This window comes from Mycolicibacterium chlorophenolicum, assembly GCF_001044235.1.
Taxonomy (GTDB): Bacteria; Actinomycetota; Actinomycetes; order Mycobacteriales; family Mycobacteriaceae; genus Mycobacterium; species Mycobacterium chlorophenolicum.
Genome location: NZ_JYNL01000052.1, coordinates 15,676 through 30,761, shown reverse-complemented (window position 1 = coordinate 30,761; position 15,086 = coordinate 15,676). Strand labels below are relative to the sequence as shown.

General features: G+C 70.0%; 15 protein-coding genes. 9 read left to right on the top strand and 6 right to left on the bottom strand.

Translation table 11 applies throughout. The annotated features are described in order from the left end of the window. Window positions 1-16 precede the first annotated feature (16 nt). From MCHLDSM_RS20585 to MCHLDSM_RS20560, 6 genes are all read left to right on the top strand, one after another. Complete coding sequence (locus tag MCHLDSM_RS20585; protein ID WP_048471776.1) at window positions 17-1,306, top strand: PucR family transcriptional regulator; 1,290 nt, start codon at window positions 17-19, stop codon at window positions 1,304-1,306. A 143-nt stretch (window positions 1,307-1,449) separates the two neighbouring features. Further along, window positions 1,450-2,376, top strand: a complete 927-nt coding sequence (locus MCHLDSM_RS20580; RefSeq protein WP_048471775.1) for an ACP S-malonyltransferase — start codon at window positions 1,450-1,452, stop codon at window positions 2,374-2,376. Window positions 2,377-2,436: 60 nt separating this feature from the next. Then, window positions 2,437-2,733 (top strand): meromycolate extension acyl carrier protein AcpM, encoded by a 297-nt coding sequence (acpM, locus tag MCHLDSM_RS20575; RefSeq protein WP_048471774.1) that lies wholly within the window; start codon window positions 2,437-2,439, stop codon window positions 2,731-2,733. Then, a complete protein-coding gene (gene kasA, locus MCHLDSM_RS20570; RefSeq protein WP_048419175.1) occupies window positions 2,730-3,980 on the top strand; it encodes a 3-oxoacyl-ACP synthase KasA in 1,251 nt (416 codons plus the stop codon). The genes acpM and kasA overlap by 4 nt, the downstream gene beginning before the upstream one ends. 47 nt (window positions 3,981-4,027) lie before the next feature. Further along, window positions 4,028-5,281, top strand: a complete 1,254-nt coding sequence (kasB, locus tag MCHLDSM_RS20565) for a 3-oxoacyl-ACP synthase KasB (protein WP_048471773.1) — start codon at window positions 4,028-4,030, stop codon at window positions 5,279-5,281. 15 nt (window positions 5,282-5,296) lie between these two features. Continuing rightward, window positions 5,297-6,727, top strand: a complete 1,431-nt coding sequence (locus MCHLDSM_RS20560; RefSeq protein WP_048471772.1) for an acyl-CoA carboxylase subunit beta — start codon at window positions 5,297-5,299, stop codon at window positions 6,725-6,727. Between the two features lie 38 nt (window positions 6,728-6,765). Here MCHLDSM_RS20560 and MCHLDSM_RS20555 read toward each other — a convergent pair whose 3' ends face one another. Further along, complete coding sequence (locus tag MCHLDSM_RS20555; protein WP_048471771.1) at window positions 6,766-8,307, bottom strand: glycerol-3-phosphate dehydrogenase/oxidase; 1,542 nt, start codon at window positions 8,305-8,307, stop codon at window positions 6,766-6,768. Beyond that, the gene (locus MCHLDSM_RS20550) at window positions 8,304-8,882 is read right to left on the bottom strand and encodes a TetR/AcrR family transcriptional regulator (RefSeq protein WP_048471770.1); all 579 of its coding nucleotides are present in this window, start codon (window positions 8,880-8,882) and stop codon (window positions 8,304-8,306) included. The genes MCHLDSM_RS20555 and MCHLDSM_RS20550 overlap by 4 nt, the downstream gene beginning before the upstream one ends. A gap of 53 nt (window positions 8,883-8,935) precedes the next feature. Between MCHLDSM_RS20550 and MCHLDSM_RS20545 the strand changes: the two genes are divergently transcribed. Genes MCHLDSM_RS20545 through MCHLDSM_RS20535 form a run of 3 tightly spaced genes read left to right on the top strand, consistent with a single transcriptional unit; the run spans window position 8,936 to window position 11,704 of the window. Beyond that, the gene (locus MCHLDSM_RS20545; RefSeq protein ID WP_048471769.1) at window positions 8,936-10,516 is read left to right on the top strand and encodes an FAD-binding oxidoreductase; all 1,581 of its coding nucleotides are present in this window, start codon (window positions 8,936-8,938) and stop codon (window positions 10,514-10,516) included. Next, on the top strand, window positions 10,513-11,412 hold the full coding sequence (locus MCHLDSM_RS20540) for a diacylglycerol kinase (RefSeq protein WP_048471768.1): 900 nt from the start codon (window positions 10,513-10,515) through the stop codon (window positions 11,410-11,412). The genes MCHLDSM_RS20545 and MCHLDSM_RS20540 overlap by 4 nt, the downstream gene beginning before the upstream one ends. 10 nt (window positions 11,413-11,422) lie before the next feature. Beyond that, window positions 11,423-11,704, top strand: coding sequence for a DUF1905 domain-containing protein (locus MCHLDSM_RS20535; RefSeq protein WP_048471767.1), 282 nt, complete (start codon window positions 11,423-11,425; stop codon window positions 11,702-11,704). Here MCHLDSM_RS20535 and MCHLDSM_RS20530 read toward each other — a convergent pair. The 4 genes from MCHLDSM_RS20530 to MCHLDSM_RS20515 all read right to left on the bottom strand — a co-directional run bounded on the left by MCHLDSM_RS20530 (window position 11,701) and on the right by MCHLDSM_RS20515 (window position 15,057). Continuing rightward, entirely contained in the window at window positions 11,701-12,213 is a 513-nt protein-coding gene (locus tag MCHLDSM_RS20530; RefSeq protein ID WP_048419299.1) for a DUF3145 domain-containing protein, read from the bottom strand. The genes MCHLDSM_RS20535 and MCHLDSM_RS20530 overlap by 4 nt on opposite strands. A 120-nt stretch (window positions 12,214-12,333) precedes the next feature. Then, window positions 12,334-13,158, bottom strand: coding sequence for a serine hydrolase domain-containing protein (locus MCHLDSM_RS20525; protein WP_048471766.1), 825 nt, complete (start codon window positions 13,156-13,158; stop codon window positions 12,334-12,336). Window positions 13,159-13,182: 24 nt separating this feature from the next. Beyond that, window positions 13,183-14,256, bottom strand: coding sequence for a class I SAM-dependent methyltransferase (locus tag MCHLDSM_RS20520; RefSeq protein WP_048471765.1), 1,074 nt, complete (start codon window positions 14,254-14,256; stop codon window positions 13,183-13,185). Window positions 14,257-14,277: 21 nt separating this feature from the next. Further along, on the bottom strand, window positions 14,278-15,057 hold the full coding sequence (locus MCHLDSM_RS20515; protein WP_048471764.1) for a dioxygenase family protein: 780 nt from the start codon (window positions 15,055-15,057) through the stop codon (window positions 14,278-14,280). Between the last annotated feature and the right edge of the window lie 29 nt (window positions 15,058-15,086).

Genomic DNA, 15,086 nt, shown 5'->3' with positions numbered 1-15,086 from the left:
GGCGTAGATTTTAGGGATGGCCGACAACAATCGGTTCGTCCCGCCCCGCTCGACCGTCGAGGTGCTGGAGAACGTCCCGGACTCGGTGCTGCGCCGGCTCAGCCAGTACTCGGGTCGGCTGGCCACCGAGGCCGTGCAGGTGATGGGTGAACGGCTGCCCTTCTTCGCCGATCTGGAGGCGTCGCAGCGGGCCAGCGTGCAACTGGTCGTGCAGACCGCGGTGGTGAACTTCGTCGAGTGGATGCGTCAGCCCGACAGCGACGTCAGCTACACCGCGCAGGCGTTCGAGGTGGTGCCGCAGGACCTGCGCCGTCGCATCGCGCTGCGGCAGTCCGTCGAGATGGTGCGCGTGACGATGGAGTTCTTCGAGGAGGTCGTGCCGCTGCTGGCGCGCAGCGAGGAGCAGCTGACCGCGCTGACCGCGGGCATCCTGCGCTACAGCCGTGACCTGGCCTTCGCCGCGGCCACCGCCTACGCCGACCAGGCCGAGGCCCGGGGCGCGTGGGACACCCGGATGGAGGCGAACCTGATCGACGCCGTGGTGCGCGGCGACATCGGACCGGATCTGCAGTCACAGGCCGCGGCGCTGAACTGGGACGCCACCGCGGCGGCGACGGTGATCGTCGGGCTGCCGCGCCCCGACCGGATGGACCTGACGGGTGAGGACGTGCACGACGTCGCGGCCCGCAACGGCCGCTCAGCCCTGGCCGACGTGCACGGCACCTGGCTGGTGACCGTCGTCTCGGGCGGGCTGTCGCACACCGACCGCTTCCTGTCGGAGTTGATGACGGTGTTCGCTGACGGTCCGGTGGTGATCGGGCCGATGGCGCCGACGCTGGGCGCGGCCCACATCAGCGCCACCGAGGCCATCGCCGGGATGAACGCCGTCGCCGGATGGGCGGGCGCGCCGCGCCCGGTGGCGGCCCGCGAACTGCTCCCCGAGCGGGCGCTCCTCGGCGACGCCACGGCCGCCGCCGCGCTGGAGGCGGAGGTGATGCGCCCGCTCGCGGATGCCGGACCCGCGCTGACGGAGACGCTCGACGCGTATCTGGACTCCGGTGGCGCGATCGAAGCGTGCGCACGCAAATTGTTCGTTCATCCAAATACCGTCCGCTACCGGCTCAAACGGATCGCCGACTTCACGGGCCGTGACGCCACGGTTCCCCGGGATGCCTACGTGTTGCGGGTGGCCTCCACGGTGGGCCGTCTACGCCGTCAGACGCAGTCGACCCCACCGGCGCGGGCGGGATCTGAGCAGGTCACTGCTGTTGCATCGGTCACATCCGCGGGGCGTTCTGGGAGATGACATGTTGCGACGCGGTCTCGATGCAGTCGCATCACATGCGGTTTTGTGGGCTCTCCACAAAAACCTAAGAAAGAGTTCATAGTCTCTTACACGGCGCAAAGGCGTCTTCACAATGTTCTCTTAGAGACGTGCCTGACAAAACAGTGCTTGCATTCCTCGCGCCCGGACAGGGCTCCCAGACTCCCGGCATGCTCGCCGAGTGGCTGGAGCTTCCCGGCGCCGCGACGCGCATCGCGTCGTGGTCGGAGATCAGCGGCCTGGATCTGGCACGGCTCGGCACCACCGCCGACGCCGAGGAGATCACCGACACCGCGGTGACCCAGCCCCTCGTCGTGGCCGCCACGCTGCTGGCCTACGAGGAGCTGACCAAGCGAGACATCCTGACGGGCACCGAGCAGCTCGTCGCCGCCGGCCACTCGGTCGGCGAGATCGCCGCCTACGCGATCGCCGGCGTGATCACCGCCGACGAGGCCGTCGGCCTGGCCGCCACGCGCGGCCGCGAGATGGCCAAGGCCTGCGCTCTGGAGCCCACCGGCATGTCCGCGCTGCTGGGTGGGGACGAGGCCGAGGTGCTCGCCCGTCTCGACGCCCTGGACCTGGTTCCGGCCAACCGCAACGCGGCCGGACAGATCGTCGCCGCCGGCGCCGTCGCGGCACTGGAGAAGCTCGCCGAGGACCCGCCGGCCCGCGCCCGGGTCCGTCCGCTCGCGACCGCGGGCGCGTTCCACACGCGCTACATGGCGCCCGCCCTGGACGAGTACGCCGCCGTCGCCGGCCGGATCACCCCGTCGGAGCCGACCGTCACGCTGCTGTCGAACGCCGACGGCCGCCCGGTCGAGTCGGCCGCCGATGCGATGACCAAGCTCGTCGCCCAGATGACCCGTCCGGTGCGCTGGGATCTGTGCAACGAGACCCTGCGCGAGCTCGGCACCACCGCGCTCGTCGAGTTCCCGCCGGCCGGCACGCTGAGCGGCATCGCCAAGCGGGAGCTCAAGGGCACCCCGACGCATCCCATCAAGACCCCCTCCGATCTGGACGGATTCGCGGAAGCCCTGCGCGCCGCCCAGTGACGAGAGCACGACCCCCCATCGTTCGACCCAGGTAACACCCGATAAATAGAAGGAGCCACAGTGGCCGCCAGTCAGGAAGAAATCATCGCCGGTCTCGCCGAGATCATCGAAGAGGTCACCGGTATCGAGCCGTCCGAGGTGACTCCGGAGAAGTCGTTCGTCGACGACCTGGACATCGACTCGCTGTCGATGGTCGAGATCGCCGTGCAGACCGAGGACAAGTACGGCGTGAAGATCCCCGACGAGGACCTCGCCGGTCTGCGCACCGTCGGTGACGTCGTCGCCTACATCCAGAAGCTCGAGGAAGAGAACCCCGAGGCCGCCGCGGCCCTGCGCGAGAAGTTCGCAGCAGAATGAGCAGGCCTTCCACTGCTAACGGAGGTTTCCCCAGCGTCGTGGTGACCGCCGTCGAGGCCACCACGGCCCTCGCTGGTGACATCGAGAGCACGTGGAAGGGCCTTCTTGCAGGCGAAAGCGGCATCCGGATTCTGGAGGACGACTTCGTCACCAAGTGGGACCTGCCGGTGCGCATCGGTGGCCACCTGGTCGACAACGTCGACAGCCACATGTCCCGGCTCGACATGCGTCGCATGTCCTACGTGCAGCGCATGTCGAAGCTGCTGTCGGGCCGGTTGTGGGAGACCGCGGGCAAGCCCGAGGTCGACCCCGACCGGTTCGCGGTGGTCATCGGCACCGGTCTGGGTGGCGGCGAGAAGATCGTCGAGACCTACGACGCGATGAACGAGGGCGGCCCCCGCAAGGTGTCGCCGCTCGCCGTGCAGATGATCATGCCGAACGGTGCCGCGGCCGTCGCCGGACTCGAGCTGGGCGCACGCGCCGGGGTCATCACCCCGGTGTCGGCGTGCTCGTCGGGTTCGGAGGCGATCGCCCACGCGTGGCGTTCGATCGTCATGGGTGACGCGGACTTCGCGGTCTGTGGCGGCGTGGAAGGCGGCATCGAGGCACTGCCCATCGCGGCGTTCTCGATGATGCGCGCCATGTCGACCAACAACGAGGATCCGGCAGGGGCGTCGCGGCCGTTCGACAAGAACCGCGACGGCTTCGTGTTCGGTGAGGCCGGCGCGCTGATGATCATCGAGACCGAGGAGCACGCGAAGGCCCGCGGCGCCAAGCCGCTGGCCCGCCTGATGGGTGCCGGCATCACGTCGGATGCGTTCCACATGGTCGCCCCGGCGGCCGACGGGCTGCGGGCCGGTCATGCGATGAAGCGTGCGATGGAGACCGCGGGCCTTGAGCCCAAGGACATCCAGCACGTCAACGCGCACGCCACGGCCACCTCGATCGGTGACACGGCCGAGGCCAACGCGATCCGCGTGGCCGGTGTGGACCACGCCGCGGTGTACGCACCGAAGTCGGCGCTGGGCCACTCGATCGGCGCGGTGGGTGCCCTGGAGTCGGCGTTGACGGTGATGGCGCTGCGTGACGGTGTCATTCCTCCGACGCTGAACTACGAGACACCCGACCCCGAGATCGATCTCGATGTCGTCGCGGGTGAGCCTCGATACGGCGACTACCGCTATGCGATCAACAACTCGTTCGGCTTCGGTGGCCACAATGTGGCTCTGGCCTTCGGTCGTTACTGAGGCTGACGAGTAGAGAACACGTAGTAGGAAAGGACACGCGCCCCAGCATGGCTTCGCCGGTAACAGGTAGCGGGCTTCCCGATGTCGTCGTGACCGGGATGGCGATGACGACGAGCGTCGCCACCGATGCCGACGGCACCTGGAAGGCCCTGCTGGAGGGCAAGAGCGGCATCCGTCTGCTCGACGATCCCTATGTCGAGGAGTTCGATCTGCCGGTGCGCATCGGCGGCCATCTGCTGGAGGACTTCGTCGGGGAACTGACCGAGGACGAGAACCGGCGGATGTCCTACCCGCAGAAGATGGCCACCGTGCTGGGGCGTCGTGTCTGGGAGAACGCCGGGTCCCCCGATGTCGACAGCAGCCGTCTGCTGGTGTCGATCGGGACCGGCCTCGGCGGTGCCGAGGCGCTGGTGTTCGCCTACGACGGCATGCGGGATCACGGCATCACCGCCGTGTCCCCGCTGTCGGTGCAGATGTACATGCCCAACGGCCCGTCCGCTGTGGTCGGGCTCGAACGCCACGCCAGGGCCGGGGTCGTCACCCCGGTGTCGGCGTGCGCGTCGGGTTCGGAGGGCATCGCGCAGGCGTGGCGCAACATCGTGCTCGGTGAGGCCGACATCGCGATCTGCGGTGGCGTCGAGCAGCGCATCGAGGCGGTGCCGATCGCCGGCTTCGCGCAGATGCGCATCGTGATGTCGACCAACAACGACGACCCCGCCGGCGCCTGCCGCCCGTTCGACAAGGACCGTGACGGCTTCGTGTTCGGCGAGGCCGGGGCGCTGATGGTCATCGAGACCGAGGAACACGCCAAAGCGCGCGGCGCCACCATCCTCGCCCGGCTGATGGGCGCGAGCATCACCTCCGACGGCTACCACATGGTGGCGCCCGACCCCGACGGTGAGCGGGCGGGTTACGCGATGTCGCGGGCCATCGAGCTCGCCGGTCTGAAGCCGTCCGACATCGACCACGTCAACGCGCACGCCACCGGCACCAGCGTCGGCGACGTCGCGGAGGGCCGGGCCATCAACAACGCGATGCGCGGGCACCGGCCCGCCGTCTACGCACCGAAGTCCGCGCTGGGCCACTCCGTCGGCGCCGTGGGCGCGGTGGAGTCCATCCTCACGGTGCAGGCGCTGCGCAACGGCGTCATTCCCCCCACACTCAATCTGAAGAACCTCGATCCCGAGATCGACCTCGACGTCGTCGCGGGCGGTCCTCGGCCTGGCAATTTCGACTACGCCATCAACAATTCGTTCGGTTTCGGCGGGCACAACGTCGCACTCGCCTTCGGGAAGTACTGACAAGCAGGAGAACATATGACGACCATCGAAAACCGCCTACCCGAAGCCGTCGACGACTCCCTCGACCCCCGCGATCCTCTGCTGCGGCTGTCGACCTTCTTCGACGACGGCAGCGTCGAGCTGCTGCACGAGCGCGACAAGTCCGGCGTGCTCGCCGCCGCGGGCACCGTCAACGGCGTGCGGACGGTCGCGTTCTGCACCGACGGCACCGTCATGGGTGGCGCGATGGGCGTGGACGGTTGCAAGCACATCGTCGACGCCTATGACGTCGCGATCGACGAGCAGAGCCCCATCGTCGGTATCTGGCACTCGGGTGGCGCCCGGCTGGCCGAGGGCGTCAAGGCGCTGCACGCGGTCGGTCTGGTGTTCGAGGCGATGATCCGCGCGTCGGGGTACATCCCGCAGATCTCGGTGGTGGTCGGCTTCGCGGCCGGCGGTGCCGCCTACGGGCCCGCTCTGACCGACGTGATCGTGATGGCCCCGGACAGCAAGGTGTTCGTCACCGGACCGGACGTCGTGCGCAGTGTCACCGGCGAGGACGTCGACATGGTCTCCCTCGGCGGCCCCGAGGCGCACCACAAGAAGTCGGGCGTGTGCCACATCGTCGCCGACGACGAGCTCGACGCCTATGAGCGCGGCCGCCGCCTGGTCGGATTGTTCTGCCAGCAGGGCCATTTCGACCGCAGCAAGGCCGAGGCCGGCGACTCCGACCTCAAGGCGCTGCTGCCCGAGTCGGCGCGACGCGCCTACGACGTGCACCCGCTGGTCGAGGCTTTGTTGGACGAGGGCGTGCCGTTCGAGGAGTTCCAGTCCCGCTGGGCGCCGTCGATCGTGGTGGGCCTGGGCCGGCTGGCCGGGCGCACCGTCGGCGTGATCGCCAACAACCCGCTGCGCCTGGGCGGTTGCCTGAACTCGGAAAGTGCCGAGAAGTCAGCGCGTTTCGTGCGGCTGTGCGACGCGTTCGGCATCCCGCTGGTCGTGGTCGTCGATGTGCCGGGCTACCTGCCCGGTGTGGACCAGGAGTGGGGCGGCGTGGTCCGTCGCGGCGCGAAGCTGCTGCACGCGTTCGGTGAGTCGTCGGTGCCCCGCGTCACGCTGGTGACCCGCAAGATCTACGGCGGCGCCTACATCGCGATGAACTCGCGGTCGCTGAACGCCACCAAGGTGTTCGCGTGGCCCGAGGCCGAGGTCGCCGTCATGGGCGCCAAGGCCGCGGTCGGCATCCTGCACAAGAAGAAGCTGGCCGCCGCCGCGCCCGAGGACCGCGAGGCGCTGCACGAGGCACTGGCCATCGAGCACGAGAAGATCGCCGGCGGTGTGGATTCCGCGATCGAGATCGGTGTGGTGGACGAGAAGATCGACCCCGCTCACACCCGCTCGAAGCTGACGCAGGCGCTGGCCGAGGCCCCGGCACGCCGCGGCCGCCACAAGAACATCCCGCTGTAACCAGCGAATCGGGCGCGCTGGCCGACACTCAGTGTCGGTCAGCGCGCCGATTTCACCAGCATCTCCTCCGCGGCGGGCAGTGCGCGTTCGCGGTCGGCGGCGATCAGACCGATGCGCGTGCGCCGGTCGAGGATGTCGTCGACGGTCAGCGCGCCCTCGTGGGTGACCGCGTACTCGAATTCCGCCCGGGTGACGTCGATGCCGTCGGCGACCGGGTCGACGGGGCGCGGGCAGGACGCCTGGGCGATCACGTTGGGCGCCTCGGCTCCGTAGCGTTCGACGAGGGATCCGGGCAGATCCGTCGACGACGGTTGCGCGGCTACGGGATTCGCCGGGGCGCCGACGAGCGGGAGGTTGCGGGTGCGGCACGGCTGCGCAGACAGTCCCCGCAGTGTGACGGCGTGGTCGACGACATCCTCGGCCATGTAGCGGTACTCGGTGAGCTTGCCGCCGATCACGCTGAGCACCCCGGTCGGCGACTCGGTGACGGCGTGCTCCCGCGACACGTCGGCCGTGCGCCCGCCGCCGGTGTCGATCAGTGGCCGCAGTCCGGCGTACGCCCCGAGTACATCCGAGGGACCCAGAGCGGTCGCGAGCGCGGTGTTCACGGTGTCGAGCAGGAACGCCACCTCGTCGGGCGTCGGCTCCGGGACGTCGGGAACCGGGCCCGGCGCATCCTCGTCGGTCAGCCCGAGGTACACCCGGCCCAGCTGCTCGGGCATCGCGAACACGAAGCGGTTGAGCTCACCCGGAATCGGAATGGTCAGTGCCGCAATCGGATTGCCGAACGCGGCCGCATCGAACACCAGGTGGGTACCGCGGCTGGGCCGCAACCGCAGCGACGGGTCGACCTGTCCGGCCCACACGCCGGTCGCGTTCACCACGGCGCGGGCACGGACCTCGATCGACTCCCCGGACATCGTGTCTCTCAGCGTCACCGACGTGCGCGAGGCGGTGACCGCCTCGACGCGGGTCAGGATGCGCGCGCCGTGCTGGGCGGCGGTTCGGGCCACCGCGGTCACCAGTCGGGCGTCGTCGACGAGCTGCCCGTCGTAGGCCAGCAGCGCGCCGTCGAGGCCGTCGCGGCGCACCGTCGGCGCCAGCCGGACGGCCTCCGACGCGCCGATCCGCCGGGATCGCGGCAGCACCGAGGCCGGTGTGCCCGCCAGCTTGCGCAGTCCGTCGCCGGCGGCGAACCCGAACCGGACCAGCGCCCGCGATGCGCGGTTCATCTCGGGCAGCAGCGGTACCAGCTGGGGCATCGCGTGCACCAGGTGCGGGGCGGTGCGCGTCATCAGGATGCCGCGCTCGACGGCGCTGCGCCGCGCGATGCCGACGTTGCCGCTGGCCAGGTAGCGCAGCCCGCCGTGCACCAGTTTCGAACTCCACCGGCTGGTGCCGAAGGCAAGGTCGTGTTTCTCGACCAACGCCACCGACAGCCCGCGCGTGGCGGCGTCCAGCGCGATTCCCGCGCCGGTGATCCCGCCCCCGATGACGAGCAGATCGAGCGGCGCGCCGTCGCCCAGGGCGGTCAGTTCCTGGGTGCGTCGGGCGGCGTTCAGTGCGGTCGAACCGGTCATGGGGCGAGGTATCCGTTCAGTGCGCGGGCCAGTTCGACGCCGAGGGCCCGGCCGTCGAGGAGCTTCTCGACCATCTGCGCGGACTGGATGGTGGACTGGGTGATCAGCAGGCACATCGCGGCCATCTCGTGCGGGTCGCCGGACCGGATGCTGCCCTCGCCCTGGCCCGCCGTGATCGCGTCGGCCAAGGCGTCGATGAGGATCTGCTGGCTGGTGCCGAGCCGTTCGGCGATGTAGACCATCGCGAGACCGGGCGCGTTGCGGATGACCGACTGCACGATCTCGTCGTTGCGCAGGTGTTCGGCGACCGCGACCACGCGGTCCACCATGGATTCCCGGCCGGGCCCGCGGTCGGGCACCTCCTCGAGAACGCCGGCGATGCGCACGGTGAGCAGTTCGGCGATCACCCACCGGATGTCGGGCCAGCGGCGGTAGATCGTCGGCCGGCTGACGCGGGCGCGCCGTGCGATCTCGGTCATGGTCGTCCGCTCGACGCCGTAGGCGAGGATGCACGCCGCCGCTGCGTCGAGGATGCGGTGCTCGACGCTCGAATCGGAGTTACGGATTGACATCATCTGTAATACTGTAACGCATGTCTGCGCATGATGACCAGCCTTCCGACCCGCCGATGGCGTGGAACGCCTGGGGAGATCCGGATGCGGCGACCCCGCTGTCCCCCGGTATCCGCTCGTTGTTGACCCAGGCGCTCGGCATCGAGGCCGACCCCGTCGCCGAACCGACGCTCGACCAGGTCCGGGTGCGCCCGTCGGCGCTGTCGGGGGCCGATCAGGACGCCATGATCGCGATCGTCGGCGCCGACAACGTGGTGGTCGACGACCGCGGACGGCTCCTGCGCGCCGGCGGCAAGTCCACCCTGGACCTGTTGCGGCGCAGGGACTTCGGCGTGCAGGACGCTCCGGACGCCGTGCTGGTCCCCGGGGACGACGACGAGGTGGCCGCGCTGCTGCGGTTCTGCGCCGACCACAGCATCGCGATCGTGCCGTTCGGCGGCGGCACCAGCGTGGTCGGCGGCCTCGATCCGCTGCGGGGCGATTTCAAGGCGGTGGTCTCGCTGGACCTGCGCCGCTTCGACCGACTGCACGCACTCGACGAGGTGTCCGGGGAGGCCGAACTCGGCGCCGGACTGACCGGACCGCAGGCGGAGAAGCTGCTCGGCGAGCGCGGGTTCTCGCTGGGCCACTTCCCCCAGAGCTTCTGCTTCGCCACCATCGGCGGTTTTGCCGCGACCCGGTCCTCGGGTCAGGACTCGGCGGGCTACGGCCGGTTCGACGACATGGTCCGCGGCCTGCGGGCGATCACCCCGGCCGGCGTGCTCGACCTGGGCCGTGCACCGGCCTCGGCCGCGGGTCCCGACCTGCGCCAGGTGCTGATCGGCTCGGAGGGGGCGTTCGGCGTCATCACCCGCGTGCGGGTGCGCGTGCACCCCGTGCCCGAGGTCACCCGCTACGAGGCCTGGTCGTTCCCGGACTTCGCGACCGGCGCCGACGCGCTGCGCGCGGTGGTGCAGACCGGCACCGGGCCCACCGTGATCCGACTCTCCGACGAAGCCGAGACCGGAGTCAATCTCGCCACCACCGAGAGCATCGGCGAGCAGCAGATCACCGGCGGCTGCCTGGCCATCACGGCATTCGAGGGCACCGAGGCCCACGTCGCGAGCCGGCACGCGGAGACGCGAGACCTGTTGCTGGCCAAGGGCGCAACGTCGTTGGGCGAGGCGCCCGCGAGGGCGTGGGAGCACGGTCGGTTCAACGCACCGTACCTGCGTGATGCCCTGCTGTCGGCGGGCGCGCTGTGCGAGACGCTCGAGACGGCGACCACCTGGTCGAACGTGCCGACGCTGAAGGCGGCCGTCACCGACGCGCTGACCCGCTCACTCGCGGATTCCGGCACCCCCGCGCTGGTGTTGTGCCACATCTCGCACATCTACCCGACCGGGGCGTCGCTGTATTTCACCGTCGTCGCGGCGCAACGCGGCAACCCGATCGAACAGTGGCGCACCGCCAAAGCCGCGGCGTCGGACGCGATGGTGCGCACCGGCGCCACGATCACCCACCACCACGCCGTGGGCGCCGATCACCGGCCATGGATGCGTGACGAGGTGGGCGACCTCGGGGTGACCCTGCTGCGCGCGATCAAGGCCGCACTCGACCCGACCGGAATCCTCAACCCGGGCAAGCTGATTCCGTGAACAGGATCACCGTCCTGACCAATCCCGCGTCCGGGCACGGCAACGCACCACATGCCGCCGAACGCGCGATCCGCCGCTTCCAGGCCCGCGGCGTCGACGTCGTCGCGCTCGCCGGCCGCGACGCCACCCATGCCCGCGAGCTGGTCGAGGGCGCGCTCGAACGCGGCATGGACGCCCTGGTGGTGGTCGGCGGGGACGGCATCATCTCGCTGGCGCTGCAGGTGCTCGCGCAGACGTCGGTACCGCTCGGCATCATTCCGGCGGGAACCGGCAACGATCACGCGCGGGCGCTGGGGATCCCGGAGAAGGATCCCGAGGCGGCCGCCGACATCGTCGTCGACGGCCGGGTCGACGAGATCGATCTCGGCCGGATCCGCGGCGCCGACGGGACGGACCGCTGGTTCGGGACGGTGATGGCGGCCGGGTTCGACTCCCTGGTCACCGATCGCACCAACCGCATGCGCTGGCCGCACGGGCGGATGCGCTACAACGTGGCGATGGTCGCCGAGCTGTCGAAGTTGCGGCTGCTGCCGTTCCGGCTGACCTTCGACGGGACCGAGGTAGACACCGAGCTGACGCTGGCCGCGTTCGGGAACACCCGCAGCTACGGCGGCGGCATGCTGATCTGCCCCGGCGCCGATCCGACGGACGGTCTGCTCGACGTCACGATGGTCGCCTCGGCGTCGCGCACCCGGCTGATCCGGCTGTTCCCGACCGTGTTCAAGGGCACCCATGTGAACCTCGACGAGGTGACGACGCGGCGGGCCCGGACCATCACCGTCGCCTGCCGCCAGGCTTCGCCGAAAATCTCCGCGTACGCCGACGGCGAATACGTCTGCCCGCTACCGGTCGAGGTGTCGGCGGTGCCGCGCGCACTCAAGGTGCTGCGGCCGTAATCTGCCAGGCGTGGAGCGGGCCTTCGATGCCGAGGTGTTCCAGTGGCACGGTCCGGCGCCGTACTTCTTCGTCGCGACCCCGGACCACGTGGATGCCTATCTCCGTGAGCACGCGGCACACCTGACCTACGGATGGGGTGTCATCCCCGCGCGCGTCCGGATCGGCAGCACCGAGGTGACCACCTCACTGATCCCGCGCAACGGCGCCTACCTCGTTCCGCTGAAGGTGGCGCTGCGCAGACCCGACGGCATCGATGACGGCGACGTCGTCCGCATCCACCTCTCGGTCTAGCCGACTCCCCTGCTCAGCCAGCTGACCTCTGCGCCCACGCCGCCGTCGCGGTAGGCCTCCAGCGCTTCATCCCACGCGGTGCCCAGCACGGAGTCCAGTTCGGCGGCCAGGGTGTCGGCGCCCGAAGCCATCAGCGTGCGGAGCCGCATCTCGCCGACCATCACGTCGCCGTTGGCACTCATCGCCCCGCTCCAGAGCCCGAGCTGCGGGGTGTGGCACCAGCGGTGGCCGTCCACGCCATGACTGGGATCCTCGGTGACCTCGAAACGCAGCACCGACCAGGAGCGCAGCGCGTTGGCCAGCTGTGCTCCGGTGCCGACGGGTCCGACCCAGTTGGTGACCGCGCGCAGCTGCCCGGGCATGGCCGGCTGCGGCGTCCACTTCAAATTCGCCCTCGCGTTGAGGGTCGACGACAACGCCCACTCGACGTGCGGGCACACCGCCGCGGGTGAGGCATGGATGTACACCACGCCCGTCGTCGCGTCGGCGAATTGGTTCGCTGCACGCATCTCCTGCTCCTTCGGCTCCACGAGGGACGTCTTCCCCAACGACCTGGTGGTTTTCCGAGTGAGTCAGCAGATGAAATTGTGCTTGCGGAGACTATTGTGCCTCGTGAGGCGCATGTTGCGCTAGTCCGGCCGATAATCTCTCAGAACTTCATCAGACAGGGCCGGCATCACATCGTGCGCCCACTCGCCGAACGGGCGGTCGGTGAGCACCACCAGCGCCAGGCCGGCGTCCGGGTCCACCCACAGGAAGGTCCCCGACTGGCCGAAATGGCCGAAGGTGCGGGCCGAGTTGTCCGTGCCGGTCCAGTGCGGTGACTTTCCGTCGCGGATCTCGAAGCCCAGCCCCCAGTCGTTGGGCCGTTGCCGGCCGAATCCGGGCAGCACGCCGTCCAGCCCGGGGAATTGCACCGAGGTCGCATCGGCGTGCATCTGCTCGGAGACCAGGACCGGCGCGAGCAGGTCACCGGCGAACGCGACCAGGTCCGCGACGGTCGACGTCACGCCGTATCCCGCGGCCTCGGCGCCGCCCTCGAGCGTGGTGTCCGACATGCCCAGCGGCGCGCACACCGACTCGGCGAGGTAGGTCGGAAACGGGATCGTCGTCTCCTGCTCGAGCGTCTCGGCCAGCACGGCGAAACCGTGATTCGAGTAGATGCGCCGGGTGCCCGGCGCGGCGAGGATCTTCGCCGAGGTCATGTCGTAGCCCGCGGCATGGGCCAGCAGGTGACGCACCGTCGCGCCGGGCGGTCCCGCCGCGGTGTCCAACTCGACCGCGCCTTCCTCGACGGCGACCTGCGCCGCCCGCGCGGCGAGCAGCTTCGTCACCGACGCGAGGGGGAACCGGCGCGCCTGATCGCCGTGGCTGTCCAGGGTCCCGGCCCGACCCACCACCGCGGCCGCGACGGTGGGAACGGGCCAGTCGGCGAGGACGTCGAGTGCGCTCACCGGAGCGAGCCTAGTGACGACGCCTCACTTCCTGGCGACGTAGTAGTCGTTGATCGGGTCGGACTCGATCTCCCGCACGGTGACATCGGAGAAGCCGGCATCGGCGAGCATCGACAGCGCGAGCTCGCGCCCCCAACAGGTGCCGAGGCCGTCGCCGCCGAGCCCGAGCGACACGCTCATGCAGTGCATCGTCGAGACGGTGTAGAGATACGGCGCCATCGGGACGCCGACGTTGTCCTCGACCCGGCTCGACGACTTGATGTCGACCATCAGGAACACTCCGCCCGGCCGCAGCGCGCGATGGATGTTGGCCAACACCCGCGCCGGGTGGGCCTGGTCGTGAATCGCGTCGAACGCGGTGATGACGTCGACGGCAGCCACGGCGTCGTACGCGGCCAGGTCGGCCCGCTGGAACGACACATTGCTCACGCCGAGCCGCCGCGCTTCCTCGGTCCCGGCGGCGAGGGCCTCCTCGGAGAAGTCGACGCCGCAGAACCGGCTCGCCGGGAACGCCTGGGCCATGACGTTGATCGCGTGCCCGCTGCCGCAGCCGAAGTCGGCGACATCCGCCCCGGCGCGCAAGAGGTCGGGCAGCCCGTCGGCCAGCGGCAGGATCGCCTCGACCAATGCGGCGTCGGCCACCTCACCGCTCTGCTCGGCCATCAGCGTATGGAAGCGCGGGTACTCCGCATAGGACAGTCCGCCGCCGCGGCGGAAGCAGCCGATCACCTTCTGCTCCACCTCGGCCAGCAGCGGGATGAACTGCGCCACCCGCGCGAGGTTGCCGGGCCCGGCGGCGCGGGTCAGCACCGCCGCGCGATGCGGCGGCAGCGCATACGTCAGTGTCGCCGCGTCGTAGTCGATGATCCGCCCGGCGGTCATGCCGCCCAGCCATTCCCGGACGTAGCGTTCGTCGAGCCCGGCGGCCTCGGCCAGCTCCGCACTCGTCGCCGACGAAAGGTTCGCCAGCGTGTCGAACAGCCCGGTCTGGTGGCCGATGGACATCAGCAGCGCCACGCTGGCGGCGTCGATGGCGCCGATGATGCGTTCGGCGAATCGTTCGGTGTCCTCGATCGTGGGATCGTGCGGAGCTGCCATGCCTGCAGACGGTATCCCCGTTCAGGCCAGTTCGAGGGAGCGTTTGGCCAGGCCCATCCAGAATCCGTCGATCACCTGACGCGGCTGCTGAGCCGGGTCGTCGGAGGCGCCGAGCGCGACGAACAGCGGCGCGAAATGTTCGATCGTCGGGTGGGCGTACGGCATCCCCGGGGCCCGCGCCCGGAAGTCGATCAGCGCATCCACATCGCCCGCGGCCGTCCGCTCGTGTGCCCAGGCGTCGAACTCCACCGACCAGCCGGCCGGGACGGCACCGGGCGACGGGTCCTCGAGGAACGGCAGACCGTGGGTGGTGAACCCCGACCCGATGATCAGCACACCCTCGTCGCGCAGCGGCCGCAGCCGCTCCCCGAGCCGCAGCAGCGTCGCCGGATCCAGTGTGGGCAGCGAGATCTGCAGTGCCGGGATGGCGGCGTCCGGGTACATCACCGTCAGCGGGACGTAGGCGCCGTGATCGAGCCGGCGGTCGCGATCGTGGTGCACCGGTTCGCCGTCGGGCATCGACTTCTGCACTGCCGCAGCCAGTTCCGGGGCACCCGGCGCGTCGTAGGTGACGGCGTGGTAGCGGTCGGGGAATCCCCAGAAGTCATAGGTCAACGGGGTGCGCGCGTCGGTGGAGCCGATGGTCAGGGGCGCGGCCTCCCAGTGCGCAGAGACCACGAGGATCGCCGACGGGACCGGCAGCGCGCCCGCCCAGGCCCGCAGTTGGGACACCCACAGGGCATCGTCGACCAGCGGCGGCGCGCCGTGCGAGAGGAACATCGCCGGCATGCGGACAGGCATGTATCGAGTGTGCCCGACATATTAGGGTT